Genomic DNA, 15,369 nt, shown 5'->3' with positions numbered 1-15,369 from the left:
TCTGAAATTAGTCGATTGCTTTGCCGGTTGCCTTGGCAACGCGGACCTTTTTACCGTCTTTCACTTCGAAGCCAACTCGGGTAGCTTTTCCGTCAACCACCAGCATAACATTGGAAATATCCATTGCTGCTTCCTGATGGATGATGCCGCCCTGCGGGTTTCCAGCGCCCGGTTTGGTGTGCTTGGTAACCATGTTACAGCCCTCAACCAGGACCTTGCCGTCTTTTACCAGCATAACTTTTCCGGTCTTATCTTTATCTTTTCCTGCGATGACCTTTACCAGGTCGTCTTTTTTGATTTTCTGCACAGTCGACACCTCCTTACAGTACTTCTGGTGCTAAGGAAACAATTTTCATAAACTGCTTCTCACGTAATTCTCTAGCAACCGGCCCAAAGATACGGGTACCCTTCGGGGTCTTGTCATCTTTGATAATAACTGCTGCGTTCTCATCGAACTTGATGTAAGAACCGTCTTTACGGCGTGCGCCTTTCACGGTGCGTACTACTACAGCCTTCACAACGTCACCCTTCTTTACAACGCCACCTGGTGTTGCATCTTTAACGGAAGCGACGATTACATCACCAATATTCGCATATCTTCTTGTAGATCCGCCCATAACACGGATGCACAGTAACTCTTTTGCTCCGGTGTTATCAGCAACCTTCAGTCTGGTTTCCTGCTGAATCATGCCTGATACTCCTTCCTGTATTCACTTGGCGTTTATTACTTCGCCTTCTCGATAATCTCAACCAATCTCCATCTCTTGTCTTTGGACAGCGGTCTGGTCTCCATAACTTTAACGGTATCGCCCTTGCCGCACTCGTTGTTCTCGTCATGAGCTTTTAACTTAACGGTCTTTTTAACGATCTTGCCGTATAAAGGATGCTTGATATGGTCCTCGATTGCAACTACGATGGTCTTATCCATCTTGTCGCTTACGACTTTACCAACGCGGGTTTTTCTTAAATTTCTTTCCACGGTCATGTTTGCTCCTCTCCTATGCCAACTTAGACTTTTCTGTAATAACAGTCTGAATCCTGGCGATATTCTTGCGAACTTCTTTGATTCTGCTGGTATTATCTAACTGGTTGGTTGCATTCTGGAATCTTAAGTTGAAAAGTTCTTTCTTTGCAGCTACTAATTCTTCATTCAACTCTGCAGCTGATTTTGCCTTTAAACCTTCTACGAATTTATTAGTTTTCACTGTTATCACCGCCTTCTAAATCTGCTTTAGCAGCAATCTTACATTTGCATGGTAACTTGTGCATAGCAAGACGTAATGCCTCACGCGCGGTCTCCTCCGGGACACCTGCGATCTCGAACATTACTCTGCCCGGCTTAACAACTGCTACCCAGTACTCCAGAGCGCCCTTACCGGAACCCATACGGGTCTCAGCCGGCTTTGCGGTTACCGGTTTGTCCGGGAAGATCTTGATCCAGACTTTACCGCCACGTTTGATATAACGGGTCATGGCAACACGGGCTGCCTCGATCTGGTTGGACTTGATCCAGCACGGCTCGGTAGCAACCAGGCCGTACTCACCGTAGTTAATTTTATTTCCTCTTAAAGCTTTACCCGCCATAGAACCACGAAACTGTTTGCGGCGCTTTACTCTCTTAGGCATTAACATTATTTATCGCTCCCTTCCTTTTTTCCTTTAGTAGGAAGTACCTCGCCTTTGTAGATCCAAACCTTAACGCCTAATTTGCCGTAGGTAGTATCTGCCTCAGCGAAACCATAGTCAATATCTGCTCTTAATGTCTGTAACGGGATGGTTCCCTCGCTGTAGAACTCAGTACGCGCAATATCAGCGCCGCCAAGACGTCCGCCGACAGCAGTCTTGATGCCCTTGATGCCAGCCTTCATGGAACGGCCCATGGTGGACTTCATAGCACGACGGAAGGAGGTACGGTTCTCAAGCTGCTGAGCAATGTTCTCAGCTACTAACTGAGCGTCGCGCTCCGGTCTCTTGATCTCCTTGATGTCGATAAATACTTTCTTATCGGTCAGCTTCTGTACTTCGCCTTTCAGCTTCTCGATCTCTGCGCCGCCCTTACCGATGACTACGCCCGGTTTTGCGGTGAAGATGATGATCTTTACTCTGTCAGAAGCTCTCTCAATCTCAATTTTGGAGATTCCAGCGCTGTACAGTCTCTTTTTCAAGAAGGTACGGATGTTGTAATCCTCTACCAGGCAATCAGCGAAGTTGCCTTCTGCATACCATTTGGAATCCCAGTCTTTAATAACACCGACTCTTAAGCCGTGTGGATTAACTTTCTGTCCCATATTTGCCTCCTATCTTTCATTCAGCACAACGGTGATGTGGCTCATTCTCTTTTCGATCCTGTAAGCTCTGCCCTGTGCCCTCGGTTTTACTCTCTTCATGGTCGGTCCCTTGTCTGCGTAGCACTCTTCTACATACAGCTTAGCCGGGTCCATACCATTGTTGTTCTCAGCGTTTGCGACAGCTGATTCCAGTAATTTCTTGATCAAAGAAGAAGCATATCTGGGATTGTAAGTTACAATACCAAGTGCGGTCTGCACATCTTTGCCTCTGATGGCATCTAATACGAAACATGCTTTCTGAACAGATACGCGTGCGTAAGATAACTTTGCGCTCGGTCTGGTATCTTTCTGGGCATTTCTTTCTCTCTTAATCTGACTTCTATGTCCTTTAGCCATTGCTAATAACCTCCTTTCGATTCTGACGATCAGCGTTTGGATTTCTTCTCGTCTTTTCCATGTCCTCTGTAAGTTCTGGTAGCTACGAACTCACCCAGCTTGTGGCCAACCATATCCTCGGTAACATATACCGGAACATGCTTTCTGCCATCATGAACTGCGATTGTATGCCCAACCATCTGCGGGAAGATTGTAGAGCGGCGGGACCAGGTCTTGATTACCTGATGCTGTCCTGCTGCGTTCATTGCGTCAACTTTTTTCAGTAAGTGCGCATCTGCAAATGGTCCTTTTTTTAATGAACGTGCCATAGGTTTGTATCCTCCTTCAATTATTTAATGGTCTTGCCGTCGCGTCTTCTTACAATCAGCTTGTTGGACTGCTTGTTTTTCTTACGGGTCTTAAGTCCCAGAGCAGGCTTGCCCCAAGGTGTGCACGGACCCGGACGGCCGATACCGGTCTTACCTTCACCACCACCGTGCGGATGGTCATTCGGGTTCATAACGGAACCGCGGACTGTAGGACGGATACCCATGTTACGTTTTCTACCAGCCTTACCGATATTGATCAGGTTGTGCTCACCGTTGCCAACTACACCGATGGTAGCGCGGCAGATGATCGGAACCATTCTCATCTCTCCGGAAGGAAGTCTTAAGGTTGCATATTTGCCTTCTTTAGCCATTAACTGAGCAGCGTTTCCTGCGGAACGAACCAGCTGGCCGCCCTTGCCCGGATACAGCTCAATGTTGTGGATCTGAGAACCAACCGGAATGTTGGCAAGCGGCAGGCAGTTGCCCACTTTTGCCTCTGCATTCTCACCGCTCATAACCTTCATCCCATCGGTCAGACCAGCCGGAGCCAGAATGTAGGACTTGGTACCGTCTGCGTAGCAGATCAGTGCGATGTTGGCAGTTCTGTTCGGATCGTACTCGATACCGATAACGGTTGCCGGAATACCATCCTTGCTGTTTCTCTTGAAATCGATCATTCTGTATTTTCTTCTGGAGCCGCCTCCGCGGTGTCTCACAGTGATCTTACCCTGGTTGTTACGACCTGCATTCTTGTTTAAGGAAGTAACCAAAGACTTCTCCGGAGTGGACTTCGTGATCTCGCTGAAGTCGGAACCGGTCATGTGTCTTCTGGAAGGTGTATATGGGTTAAATGTTTTAATTCCCATGACTTTAAACTCCTTTCAAATCTGTACACAGCCGTTTGCGTTGTGGTTCAACGCGCCCGCGTGTATCTTTTTATCACAGCGCGATATAGGTTTGATTTGTCATCGCTGCTGTATATTCGTTTAGCTACAATTTTGTTTCGCAGGAACAGGGCGAATGCCCGCGACCGAAAAAATGTGTTTGAACATTTTTGAGGGTGCCCTGCGGATTGCCGCTTACAGTCCAGCGAATACCTCGATCTCCTTGCTGTCTTCTGTCAGCTGTACGATCGCTTTCTTGGTAGCTGCGGTCTTGCCGAAGGTCATGCCGCGTCTCTTCTGCTTGCCTTCGCTGTTCATGGTGTTTACACTCTTTACTTTGGTTCCCGGGAACATTTTTTCAACGGCCTCTTTGATCATGGCCTTGTTCGCATCGGTGTGAACCTGGAAAGTGTATTTCTTCTCAGCCATTGCATTCATGCTTTTCTCAGTCACGATTGGCTTCAAAATGACGTCATAGTACTGAATGTTTGCCATTATGCGTACACCTCCTCGATGTTTGCTACAGCAGCCTTGGTTGCTACTACAGTGTTGTATTTCAGAATGTCATACACATTGATGGTGTTGACATAAGCGGTCTTAACAGTCGGGATGTTCTTTGCGGACTTTGCTACGTTCTCGCTGTCCTCGCCGATCACAACTAAAGCTTTGTTCACCTTTAAGTTGTTAAGAACATTCTGGAACTTCTTGGTCTTGATCTCATCTAACTTCAGCTCGTCGAGTACGATGAACTTGTTCTCCAATACTCTGCTGGTCAGAGCGGACTTAAGAGCTGCTCTTTTCCTTCTTGTTCAGTCTGATGGTGTAGTCTCTCGGGGTCGGAGCGAATACTACGCCGCCGCCGGTCCACTGCGGTGATCTGGTTGAACCCTGACGTGCATGTCCGGTTCCTTTCTGTCTCCACGGTTTTCTTCCACCACCGGATACCTCAGAGCGGGTTTTTGCTTTCTGAGTACCCTGACGCTTGTTAGCAAGCTGTGCAACGACTGCCATGTGTACTAAGTGCTCGTTAACCTCAACACCGAATACAGCATCGCTTAAATCCATCTTGCCTACTTCATTACCTTCCATATTGTAAACAGATACGTTTGCCATCTGTGTGTTCCTCCTTTCTCATCAAAGCTTAGTTGCAAGCTTTTACTGTTTCTTTGATCGTTACTAAAGATTTCTTCGGTCCTGGAACAGCGCCCTTAACCAGAATCAGATTGTTCTCAGCGTCAACCTTGACGATCTCGAGATTCTGAATGGTTACCTGCTTGCTGCCCATGTGACCCGGCATCTTCTTGCCCTTGAATACCTTGCTCGGATCGGAACAGGAACCGTTGGAACCTGCGTGACGATGGAACTTGGAACCATGAGCCATCGGTCCTCTGGACTGGCCATGTCTCTTGATGGCGCCCTGGAAACCTTTACCTTTAGAAACAGCAGTTGCATCGATCTTGTCGCCATTCGCGAAGATGTCAGCTTTGATCTCGTCCTTTACAGAGTAGTCCTCTGCGTTGTCGAAACGGAACTCGCGGACGAATCTCTTATAGGAAACTCCAGCTTTGTCGAAGTGTCCTTTCACCGGTTTGCTAACCAGTTTCTCTCTCTTGTCCACAAAACCAACCTGTACGGCTTTGTAGCCATCGTTCTCCTGGGTCTTGACCTGGGTTACTACACACGGGCCAGCCTGAAGAACAGTTACCGGAACTAAAACGCCGTCTTCGTTGAAGATCTGGGTCATTCCGACTTTGGTAGCTAAGATAGCTTTCTTCATTTCTTTTCCTCCTTACAGCGGATTACCTTTGCGGCAATCATACTAAAGCTTATTTCTGTTTCATTTTGATGTCGATATACACACCAGCCGGCATCTCTAACTTGGACAGAGCATCTACTGTCTTCTGGCTCGGGGTGATGATATCGATGAGTCTCTTGTGAGTCCTCTGCTCGAACTGCTCTCTGGAATCTTTGTACTTGTGTACCGCTCTCAAGATCGTTACTACTTCCTTCTTGGTTGGTAACGGCACCGGTCCACTCACCTGAGCCCCTGTCTTCTTTACGGTCTCGATGATCTTTCCAGCAGACTGATCAACTAACTGATGATCATAAGCTTTTAATGTGATTCTCATTACTTGACTTGCCATAAAAAAAGTCGCCTCCTTTTCGCACTTTTAGTTGAAGTACGACAAGCGGTGACTGTACACATCTCCGTGTGTGTCGCGGTGGACCCACACTGCGTTACTGCATGACCTAAGTTTTACAGCTGTTAAATTGGTACAGTGACTTGTCGTCAGTTTCCTAACTTGACATTCGCTCCACGGAAAACCCGCCACATTGGACGGCAACCTCGCGCTTCATCGCTATCATGTCACAGCCTTTGTATATTAGCACACATTTTTTCCAAATGCAAGTACTTTTTGGATTTTTTTTTGAGGGGAGGGGGGGTGGCGAGGTGAACTGTCCCCCTTGTCAAGGACATTTTTAAAAGTGGGGCAGTTTATTTTTCCTCCTCTTTTACCTACATCCTGTTCTCAGATGTCCTGTTTTCTATTATTATGGTATTCTATGATAGTTTTAAGTAATCTTGTTACTTTGAAGTATTCTGCCTCCTAATTCCTCCGGCCTTTTTGTAATCACCGGACAGGACGGCCTGTTGGGGATATCCAGTGGATACTTCCCAGTGATGAAAAAGTCATAAAACTCGTTTGGGGCTAACTTTGCAAGTTTCCATTGGTAACGCTCATTATTGTAGTACTCCATATAGTCATCTATCACACACTTTACTTCGATGAACGCAGCACAATCCGCCAGGTTTCCCCTGATGTGGTCCTTCATATGCCCGAAGAAGCTTTCCTGCGGGGCATTGTCCCAGCAGCAGCCCTTGCGGGACATGGACTGGCGCAGTTTTCTGTCATAAAGGATGTTGATAAAGCTTCGGCTGGTATAATGACAGCCCTGGTCGCTGTGGATAATTGTTTCGGCATGCAGGGAGATTCCATGGTCTGCGATCAGCCTCTCCACTGTTTCCAGTACGAAGTCCACTTCCAGCGATTCGCTGAGCACATAAGAGAGTATCTGTTTCGTAAAAGCATCCAGGATCGTAGACAGATAAGCAAACCTTCCGGCATAAGGCAGGTAAGTGATATCTGTCAGCAACACCATCCTCGGCCCATAACTTTCGAACTCACGGCGGAGCAGGTTATCCGAAACACTTCCAGTCCGGAGCGCTTTTGCGAGTCTCTTATTGGGATTCGGGCCCCGGTATGGGCAGGACAGCCGGAACTTTTCCATCAGCCTGCGGATCTTTTTCAGGTTCATGATGACCGGAGGGTCACTGTGGAGCAGAGCCATATGGATGCCCCGGGCTCCTTTGGGATAACCGTGCTGCTTATAAGCGGACAGTACCAGCTCGAAATCCCGGCGGTCCTCCTCTTCCTTCTGCTCACGGACCGGGGCAGCTTTCAGCCAGGCATAATAGCCGCTCCTGGAAACCCCGGCTGCCGAACAGAGTTCTTTGGCGGAGAGGGTGTTCCCGTTCTGTGCCAGGGTCTGCTGAATAATCTCAAAAATACACGAAGAGTCGTTCATGAGCAGTGCACCTACTTTCTGGTAGTTCTGACTGCAGAAATTTTTTTTAAAAACTCCACTTCCTGTTTCAGGTAATCGACCTCATGCCGAAGCTGTTTCAGTTCTTCTTTTTCAGATGCATGGTTATCACCCGTCTGCTCCTGGGGCTGCCTCTTTCCATGTGTGTAGTTCCCTTCGTAGAAACAGCCGTACTTCTTGTACTGTTCCCGGATGTGGCCGGAAATACTCCAGATCCTGCGCTCCCCCAGGATGGCCGGGTTATAGCCGTGATCCTCCAGAATCTTCCGGGGAAGTTCCCCTTTCTGGTATTCTGAATAAAAGATCTCTTTGAACTCTTTGGTAAGGTTCAATTGAAACTGGGTCACGCTGTAGGTGTAAGGGTTTTGTCGCAGCAACAGTATTTCTTCTTCGGTAAAGGGTTTTCTGCTCATGGTATTCCTCCTGTTGTTCTTAATTTAAGAATACCATAAGGAAAGTGAATATGCCAAAAGAAAACGGGGGCCAGGCTAAAGTTCCGGGGTGCAGTCCAATAAAACGGGTACACCAGCAGAGTGTGTGCATTATAAGGGGACGGGAATGCAGGGGGCTGTTCATATTTAAGGGGCTGACAAGGCGGTCTGTCTAAAAAGAGGGTCCCCCACTTTCCAATGTGTCCACACTTATGGGTACATTATACTCCGCAATATGCCCTCTGCCTCGCCCTTCCCCCTCCCGCTCCCATTCCCGGACTGCGCATCTCTTCCACTACTGCAAAAAAACCCAAACCGTTCAATAACTACGCGGCCACTACCATACCATCTAATGCGTCATGATTCTCTACTGTAAAATTGGACGTTTGAATTTGATAAATCAGCACCTAAAGCATGTCCTTGAACTGTATTCTTTAATTATAGCCTTAAACTACAGCATCATATTTCAATATTAAACTTTATTGTCCAGTATTATACTCTGCCATGAAATTACATGATTGCTTCATCTTTATTATTAATAGGTAAACATTCGAAACACCTTCTGTACAACTGTACAACTCAATTCTTAATGCTATTCTTTACTTCATCTCATTTATAAGCTTATGTCTTCAAAGGTTCTTACCTATTATAATACAGATAATATAGACATTTTATATAGGAACATAACCACAAAAAAACAAATGCAAAACAGAAAAAGGGGCGCTAATAAGCCTGGACCTCTGCCAGCAACCTACCGATGGGAGCCAGGGAACAGCAACCTCCGAGGCAGCGTAGCCGGGAGAGAGGCAGGGGACACGGGGATTTGGGTGACTGTGGAGGGGATTAGGGGAACTTGCGCAAAAAAGCGCCGGAATCAGGGCCGAGCCTGGGACCACAAGTCCCAGGCGTAGCGCGACGCGGAGGAATATTCATCAAGAATATTCCGGAGCTGGAGCGTTGCCCTGCTTCCGGTGTTTTTTTGCGTTAGTTCCCCTTATCCCCGGAACCGGAGCCCAAAGCCCCGTGTCCCCTGGATCTCTCCCAGAAACAAAACAGGCGGAGGTTGCGTAACCCTCCGCCCAAAATTTAATAATCATCACCAAATGCGCTCCAGTCCGGCTCCTCCGGGCTTGAGTAAGTCCCACCATCTACAGACTCGTCGTCCTCCTTGACCAGGACGCCGCCGCTGTTGGTCTTGTACTTGACACCGTCCCGGTCCTTGACCGTGGTGTTCTTGGCAATGCGGCCGGAAGTGTTGATCACGTAGTTCTTGTAGCTGTTGCCCTGCGGGATCGTGAACACCTCGTAACGGCTGCCGGAATCTGCTTTCTGCAGCTTGCCCATGTAATACAGGTAATTGTCATACACTCCGGTATATCCGCGGCCTGTAGAGCTGAAATAGAACTGGCGCGTATCTCCGCCCTCATCGATGTTGTGCTTGCCTTTTATCATGCAGCTCTGTGCCCGGGTTCCAAAGTAGTAGGAAGTGTACTCAGACTCATCACTGTCTGTATAAACCTTCTGGATCCCGTATACCGGAACGCCCTTCTCATCAAACAGGTAGGTGTTCCCGTTGATCTTCACTAAGTCCTTTGTAGTAGCGGAACCACGTTCCGGCCCTACCTTGGGAACGCCTTTATTGTTGAAGTAGAACCACTCTACATCATGGTCATAATTGTTCTGAAGATCCTCCGGCGGCTCTGCGGAATACCAGCCCACACGCACCTTCCCGTTGGAATCCACATAACGGTAATCCTCGATGTTCTCCGAATCATCCCCGGTCACACAAACCCAGCCGGTCTGCATCGCTCCATCTTCTGCAAGACAATAATAAACTCCGTTGATCTTCTTCTGTTTGATATTGTCACCATCATCGTCATCGGGCACGACCTTCTTGCCGTTGGTGCTGAAATAGTACCAGTACTTACCGTCGTTCTCAGTCTCACTGAACGGGCCGTAATCATCATCCTCATGCTCCGTCTCATCCGGCGGTACCAGCTTCTGCCAGCCGGTCAGCATCACGCCGTCCGCACCGCAGTAATACATATCGTCCAGGATCCATCCAGTCTGCATAGCACCGGTATCACCGAAATAATACCACTTGTCGTTGATCTTCTCCCACTTTTCCTTCACGCACTTTCCGCTGGTGGTAAAGTAGTACCAGTCGTATCCGGTATCGCTGTTTGAATTGGTCACCTGCAGCCACTTATTCGATACCATGATACCGTTGGAATCCACATAGTAATTATCGTTGTCCACCCATGAATCCACCGCCATCACACCGCTGCCGTTCAAATATCTCCAGGTTCCATCATTCGCCTGACGCCACGCATTGCTGGTACGGCTGCCGGATGCGCTGTAGTATGCCCAACCGTTGCCTTCCTGTACCCAGCCCGCAGCTGCCAGCGCCGTAATCCCCGCGGTGCCCAGGGTCATCACCACCGCCAGCGCAAGGACTGCCAAACCTTTTTTCTTCATATTGACGCTCCTTTACCTCATTCCTTAGTACATCTAACTTACATTGTAACAAGATATAGTTAATTATTCAACAAAAAAATGTCGGAAAATCTTACAATTTTTGAAATCCTTGACTATTTTATAGCATACTTTGTATAATGAATGTAGAGACGCGCAGAAAGTGTCCGAAACAACGCAAATTAAGGGGATAACGCCCGGAAAGGCTGGATAAATATTATGTGGTTAGCAGATGGCTGGAAGGATTACCAGGTCATAGACTGTTCGAAAGGAGAAAAGCTGGAGCGCTGGGGGGACTATCTTTTAGTCCGCCCCGACCCGCAGGTCATATGGGATACGCCAAAGACCCACAAGGGCTGGCGTTACATGAACGGACACTACCACCGCAGCGCCAAGGGCGGCGGCGAGTGGGAGTTCTTTGATCTGCCGGAGCAGTGGACGATCGGCTATAAGGAACTGACCTTCAACTTAAAACCATTCAGTTTCAAGCATACCGGACTGTTCCCGGAGCAGGCTGCCAACTGGGACTGGTTTGGCGAAAAGATCCGGCAGGCCCGGCGTCCGGCTGACCGCCCCATAAGGGTGCTTAACCTGTTCGCTTATACCGGCGGAGCTACACTGGCCGCAGCAGCAGCCGGAGCCAATGTCACCCATGTGGACGCTTCCAAAGGCATGGTTGGCTGGGCTAAGGAGAATGCCGCATCCTCCGGGCTGTCCGGCGCACCTATACGGTGGCTGGTGGACGACTGCGTCAAGTTCGTAGAGCGGGAGATCCGCCGGGGCAACCATTACGACGCCATCATCATGGACCCGCCCTCTTACGGACGGGGTCCCAAGGGTGAGATCTGGAAGATCGAGGACGCGATCCATCCGCTGGTGAAGCTGTGTGTGCAGCTTCTGTCCGATGAACCGCTTTTCTTCCTTATCAATTCCTACACCACCGGCCTGGCGCCGGCGGTTTTAACCTACATGCTTGCAACTGAGATCGTGCCAAAATTCGGCGGACATGTGGATTCCCAGGAAGTAGGCCTTCCCGTCACCGAGACCGGGCTTGTGCTGCCCTGTGGGGCTTCAGGAAGATGGAAGCGCTGACAGCGATTAGGCAAAAATATTCTTGCATATGACCAATTCATTTTATATGGCGAAGACAAAAAATAACTTCATTTTCTATAAATGCCATTTAAAAAGGGAAGAAAAGGCTCTGTAATCAAAACCTTTTCTTCCCTTTTTTTACTGCAAATATCCCGAACTGCCTACTGGTTTTTATACCTCCGGCTTCTCAACCTGCACGATCGCCGCCTTCTGCATCGGGATCCGGCAGTTCTTGTTGTTGCCAAACTCCACGATCACGGTATCCTCAGTCATATCGATCACAATCCCGTAGAATCCGCTGGTGGTCAGGATGCTGTCGCCGATGGCTACGCTGGACAGCAGCTCCTGCTGTTTTTTCTTCTCCTTCTGCTGTGGGCGGATCGCCATAAAGTACATCAGTGCACAGAAGAAAATGATATAGCCGATCAAAAACATTGGGGAAATTCCGCCTGTTGCTGTTAACATAAAAGTCCTCCTCGCAGTCCGGCTGCCGCCTCGCTACAGCCACCCGCTTTTCTTAATTTTCTTAGTTTTAGTAGATAACCGCTCCGGTCCTTACCGGTCTAGTCCTGGGGACCCGCCGCCATCCGCCCCAGCTTTTCAGCCTTGTAGGATGCATAACGGTGCTCCTCGATCGCGTCGCGAATCTCTTTCATCATTGTATTATAAAAATACAGATTATGCAAGACACATAATCGCATTCCCAGCATTTCTTTCGCCTTGAACAGATGGCGGATATACGCCCTGCTGTAGGAGCGGCATGCCGGGCACTGGCATCCTTCCTCAATCGGACGGGGATCCAGCTCATACTTCTGGTTCATTAAGTTCATCTTGCCAAAGTTGGTGTAGACGTGGCTGTGACGGCCATTCCTTGACGGATACACACAGTCAAAGAAGTCCACGCCCCGGTCCACTGCCTCCAGGATATTGGCCGGCGTCCCGACTCCCATCAGATAGGTGGGCTTGTTCTGAGGAAGATGGGGAACCGTCACATCCAGGACGTGATACATCTCCTCGTGGCTCTCTCCCACTGCCAGGCCGCCGACTGCATAGCCGTCCAAGTCCATATCTGCAATGGTCTTTGCATGGCTGATGCGGATCTCATCCACAACGCCGCCCTGGTTGATGCCGAATAAAAGCTGTTCTCTGTTGATCGTATCCGGCAGGGAATTGAGCCGCGCCATCTCCTTTTTACACCGCTCCAGCCATCTGGTGGTGCGGTCCACGGAATTCTGGATGTAGCCAAAATCCGCATGGCTGGGCGGGCACTCGTCGAATGCCATGGCGATGGTCGAGGCCAGATTGGACTGGATCTGCATGCTCTCCTCCGGTCCCATGAATATCTTTCTGCCGTCGATATGGGAGCTGAAGTACACGCCCTCTTCCTTGATCTTGCGCAGGCCTGACAGGGAGAACACCTGGAACCCGCCGGAATCCGTCAGGATCGGCCGGTCCCAGTTCATGAACTTATGAAGCCCGCCAAACTGCTTGATCAGCTTGTCCCCGGTCCTCACATGGAGGTGGTAGGTGTTGGAGAGCTGTACCTGGGTCCCGATCTGGCGCAGGTCGTCCGTGGATACTGCGCCTTTGATGGCTGCCACAGTACCTACATTCATAAATACCGGGGTCTGGATGGTACCGTGCACGGTCTGGACCTCGGCCCGCTTTGCACGGCCATCCGTTGTAATCAATTGATATCTCATATTATTTCCCGTTATTTCTTCTGCTTTGCCGCTGCCCTGGCAACCGCTTTAGCTTCTTCATTTTTCTTGTTCTTCCTTACAGTCATCACGTACCAGAGTGCGCCGGTCACGCATACGGAGGAATAGGTTCCGCATACGATACCAACCATCAGCGGCAGTGCAAACTCACGGATGGAGGATACGCCCAGCAGGAACAGAACAAATACCATGACAAACGTAGTCAGTGAGGTGTTGATGCTCCGTGTGAAGGTCTGGGTGATACTGCGGTTCACGATCTCCTCCAGGGACTGCTTGCTGCCCTTCGTTGCCAGGTTCTCACGGATACGGTCAAAGATAACGATGGTCGCATTGATGGAGTAACCCACGATCGTCAGCATGCATGCGATAAAGGTGGAGCCGACGGACCATTTTGCAATGGCATAGAAGGTCAGCACAACCAGTACGTCGTGCACCAGCGCCATGATCGCACTGGCTGCAAACTTGATATCCTTAAACCGGAACCAGATATAGAGCAGCATCAGAACGGTCGCAATGATAACCGCCACGAAAGCGTCCTGCTTCATCTCCGCGCTCACTGCGCCGGAAATACTCTCTGCCGTGATCTTCTCCGACTCTACGCCGAACTTCTCAACCATAGCGTCATCCAGCTGCTGTCTCTGGTCTACGTTCAGAGTCTTGGTCTTGATGATGACCTCGTTAGTACCTGCAACCTTCTGGGTCTGCACATCCGCGTCACCTGTGATCTCCGATACTACCGGAACAACCTTGGAGGAGATATCCTCCAGGCTCATATCCTCGTTAAAAGTAACGTTGGTGGAGGTACCGCCGGTAAAGTCCATACCGTAGTTGAGGATACGTCCCATCTGACCATTGTTCACCGCCATGCCGGCCCAGCCTGCAACGATGACCACAATAGAGATGATGAAGCAGATATTTCTCTTGCCCAGGAAATTGATGAGCTTCCCATCTTTCTTTGTACCATAGAATTTCGGGTCCTGAAGCCCTAAATTATACAGGGAGTACAGTGCGCCCTTGGTAACAAACAGCGCCGTCACCATGGAAAGCACAATACCGATGGCAAGGGTGGTGGCAAAGCCCTTCACCGTACCTGAACCGCGCAGGTACAGCACAGCCGCAGCGATCAGCGTGGTGATGTTGCCGTCCACGATCGCAGACAGCGCCTTCGCAAAACCGGTCTTAATTGCAGACTTCACGGTCTTCCCAAGACCGATCTCCTCCTTGATACGGGTAAAGATGATAACGTTGGCATCCACCGCCATCCCGACGGAGAGGATGATACCCGCGATACCCGGAAGGGTCAGGGTCACTTCAAATGCATTCAACAGGATCAGGATCACGCCCACATACAGGGCCAGAGCCATCACTGCCGCCACACCAGGGATCAGATAGGCTGCCATCATAAAGACTGCAACGATGGCAAAACCGATCGCGCCTGCTTTTAAGCTGGTATTGATCGCCTCCTGCCCCAGCTTGGCTCCGACCACGTTGGAACGCAGTTCTTCCAGCTCCAGGGACAGGGAACCGATACGGATGGTCGCTGCCAGGTTCTCTGCCTCATCAAAATCCGTCATGCCGTCAATCTGGCACTGTCCGCCGGTGATCGCTTCCCGTACAACCGGGTTGGAATAAACGGTTCCGTCATAGATGATCGCGATCCGCTTACCCACATTGGCTGTGGTCGCATCTGCAAACGCCTTGGTCCCCTCGTCGGTAAAGCTTAAGCTTACCACATAGGACTTCATGCCGTTCTGGTCGATGATGCCCGCCTTGGCGGATGCCACCTGGTCTCCGGTCAGGATTACCTGGCCGCTCTCGTCAATGAACACCAGAGAACCCGGTTTTCCCAGCTCCTCCAAAACTGCATTGGCGTCGGAAACTCCCGGGATATCAATATTGATCCGGTTGCTTCCCTCCTGGTACACCTCAGCCTCGGTGCTGTAATTCTGTACCCTCTGCTGAAGCTTGTAAATCGTGTCGGACATTTCCTCCGCTGTGGGGTTCTCCTCGACTGCCTGATACGTAATGCTGACACCGCCGGCCAGGTCCAGACCCAGCTTGATATCATCCATGGTATCATAGCCAAAAAATCCGAACAGCCCTACTGCGAACAGCAGCGCCAGTACGCCGAGAAGGCCCTTTACCTTACTGTTTTTCATGGCTTTTAT

Annotated in this window: 19 protein-coding genes and 1 pseudogene; 1 reads left to right on the top strand and 19 read right to left on the bottom strand. The window is 49.6% G+C overall.

The features are described 5' to 3' along the window. Nucleotides 1-7: 7 nt before the first annotated feature. From rplX to AB1I67_RS08705, 16 genes and pseudogenes are all read right to left on the bottom strand, one after another. Nucleotides 8-307 carry a 50S ribosomal protein L24 gene (gene rplX / locus AB1I67_RS08780; protein ID WP_367029502.1) on the bottom strand — a complete coding sequence of 100 codons (300 nt, stop codon included), beginning with the start codon at nt 305-307 and terminating at the stop codon, nt 8-10. Between the two features lie 13 nt (nt 308-320). Then, a complete protein-coding gene (gene rplN / locus AB1I67_RS08775) occupies nt 321-689 on the bottom strand; it encodes a 50S ribosomal protein L14 (RefSeq protein WP_178364678.1) in 369 nt (122 codons plus the stop codon). Nucleotides 690-724: 35 nt separating this feature from the next. Continuing rightward, nucleotides 725-985, bottom strand: coding sequence for a 30S ribosomal protein S17 (gene rpsQ, locus AB1I67_RS08770; protein ID WP_118533445.1), 261 nt, complete (start codon nt 983-985; stop codon nt 725-727). A gap of 13 nt (nt 986-998) precedes the next feature. Further along, nucleotides 999-1,205 carry a 50S ribosomal protein L29 gene (rpmC, locus tag AB1I67_RS08765; protein WP_367029501.1) on the bottom strand — a complete coding sequence of 69 codons (207 nt, stop codon included), beginning with the start codon at nt 1,203-1,205 and terminating at the stop codon, nt 999-1,001. Further along, nucleotides 1,195-1,632, bottom strand: a complete 438-nt coding sequence (gene rplP, locus AB1I67_RS08760; RefSeq protein ID WP_367029500.1) for a 50S ribosomal protein L16 — start codon at nt 1,630-1,632, stop codon at nt 1,195-1,197. The genes rpmC and rplP overlap by 11 nt, the downstream gene beginning before the upstream one ends. Further along, nucleotides 1,632-2,288 (bottom strand): 30S ribosomal protein S3, encoded by a 657-nt coding sequence (rpsC, locus tag AB1I67_RS08755; protein ID WP_367029499.1) that lies wholly within the window; start codon nt 2,286-2,288, stop codon nt 1,632-1,634. Before rpsC ends, rplP begins: the two co-directional genes overlap by 1 nt. A gap of 9 nt (nt 2,289-2,297) precedes the next feature. Further along, a complete protein-coding gene (rplV, locus tag AB1I67_RS08750) occupies nt 2,298-2,684 on the bottom strand; it encodes a 50S ribosomal protein L22 (protein WP_367029498.1) in 387 nt (128 codons plus the stop codon). A 29-nt stretch (nt 2,685-2,713) separates the two neighbouring features. After that, nucleotides 2,714-2,992 (bottom strand): 30S ribosomal protein S19, encoded by a 279-nt coding sequence (gene rpsS, locus AB1I67_RS08745; RefSeq protein WP_006782235.1) that lies wholly within the window; start codon nt 2,990-2,992, stop codon nt 2,714-2,716. A gap of 20 nt (nt 2,993-3,012) precedes the next feature. Further along, entirely contained in the window at nt 3,013-3,858 is an 846-nt protein-coding gene (gene rplB, locus AB1I67_RS08740; RefSeq protein ID WP_367029497.1) for a 50S ribosomal protein L2, read from the bottom strand. A 213-nt stretch (nt 3,859-4,071) separates the two neighbouring features. After that, complete coding sequence (rplW, locus tag AB1I67_RS08735; protein ID WP_367029496.1) at nt 4,072-4,371, bottom strand: 50S ribosomal protein L23; 300 nt, start codon at nt 4,369-4,371, stop codon at nt 4,072-4,074. Further along, nucleotides 4,371-4,989, bottom strand: a pseudogene (rplD, locus tag AB1I67_RS08730) (50S ribosomal protein L4). Before rplD ends, rplW begins: the two are co-directional and overlap by 1 nt. Nucleotides 4,990-5,017: 28 nt before the next feature. Continuing rightward, a complete protein-coding gene (rplC, locus tag AB1I67_RS08725) occupies nt 5,018-5,653 on the bottom strand; it encodes a 50S ribosomal protein L3 (RefSeq protein ID WP_367029495.1) in 636 nt (211 codons plus the stop codon). Between the two features lie 49 nt (nt 5,654-5,702). Then, on the bottom strand, nt 5,703-6,020 hold the full coding sequence (rpsJ, locus tag AB1I67_RS08720; RefSeq protein WP_177958007.1) for a 30S ribosomal protein S10: 318 nt from the start codon (nt 6,018-6,020) through the stop codon (nt 5,703-5,705). 430 nt (nt 6,021-6,450) lie between these two features. Further along, entirely contained in the window at nt 6,451-7,464 is a 1,014-nt protein-coding gene (locus AB1I67_RS08715; RefSeq protein ID WP_367029303.1) for an IS3 family transposase, read from the bottom strand. Nucleotides 7,465-7,475: 11 nt separating this feature from the next. Next, nucleotides 7,476-7,895 carry an HTH domain-containing protein gene (locus AB1I67_RS08710; RefSeq protein ID WP_367029304.1) on the bottom strand — a complete coding sequence of 140 codons (420 nt, stop codon included), beginning with the start codon at nt 7,893-7,895 and terminating at the stop codon, nt 7,476-7,478. Between the two features lie 1,104 nt (nt 7,896-8,999). Next, nucleotides 9,000-10,391, bottom strand: coding sequence for a cell wall-binding protein (locus AB1I67_RS08705; protein WP_367029494.1), 1,392 nt, complete (start codon nt 10,389-10,391; stop codon nt 9,000-9,002). Between the two features lie 216 nt (nt 10,392-10,607). Here AB1I67_RS08705 and AB1I67_RS08700 point away from each other — a divergent pair, with 216 nt between their 5' ends. Continuing rightward, nucleotides 10,608-11,480 carry a class I SAM-dependent methyltransferase gene (locus AB1I67_RS08700; RefSeq protein ID WP_367029493.1) on the top strand — a complete coding sequence of 291 codons (873 nt, stop codon included), beginning with the start codon at nt 10,608-10,610 and terminating at the stop codon, nt 11,478-11,480. Between the two features lie 171 nt (nt 11,481-11,651). Here the strand turns inward: AB1I67_RS08700 and yajC are convergent, their stop codons facing one another. From yajC to secD, 3 genes are all read right to left on the bottom strand, one after another. Continuing rightward, the gene (yajC, locus tag AB1I67_RS08695) at nt 11,652-11,915 is read right to left on the bottom strand and encodes a preprotein translocase subunit YajC (protein ID WP_367032590.1); all 264 of its coding nucleotides are present in this window, start codon (nt 11,913-11,915) and stop codon (nt 11,652-11,654) included. A gap of 128 nt (nt 11,916-12,043) precedes the next feature. Further along, entirely contained in the window at nt 12,044-13,183 is a 1,140-nt protein-coding gene (gene tgt, locus AB1I67_RS08690; protein WP_367029492.1) for a tRNA guanosine(34) transglycosylase Tgt, read from the bottom strand. An 11-nt stretch (nt 13,184-13,194) separates the two neighbouring features. Next, nucleotides 13,195-15,360, bottom strand: coding sequence for a protein translocase subunit SecD (gene secD, locus AB1I67_RS08685; RefSeq protein WP_367029491.1), 2,166 nt, complete (start codon nt 15,358-15,360; stop codon nt 13,195-13,197). Nucleotides 15,361-15,369: the final 9 nt, after the last annotated feature.

It is taken from the genome of Clostridium sp. AN503 (genome assembly GCF_040719375.1).
GTDB lineage: Bacteria > Bacillota > Clostridia > Lachnospirales > Lachnospiraceae > Brotaphodocola.
Note: the sequence above shows the minus strand (reverse complement) of the source record. Positions and strands in the feature narration are given on the sequence as shown.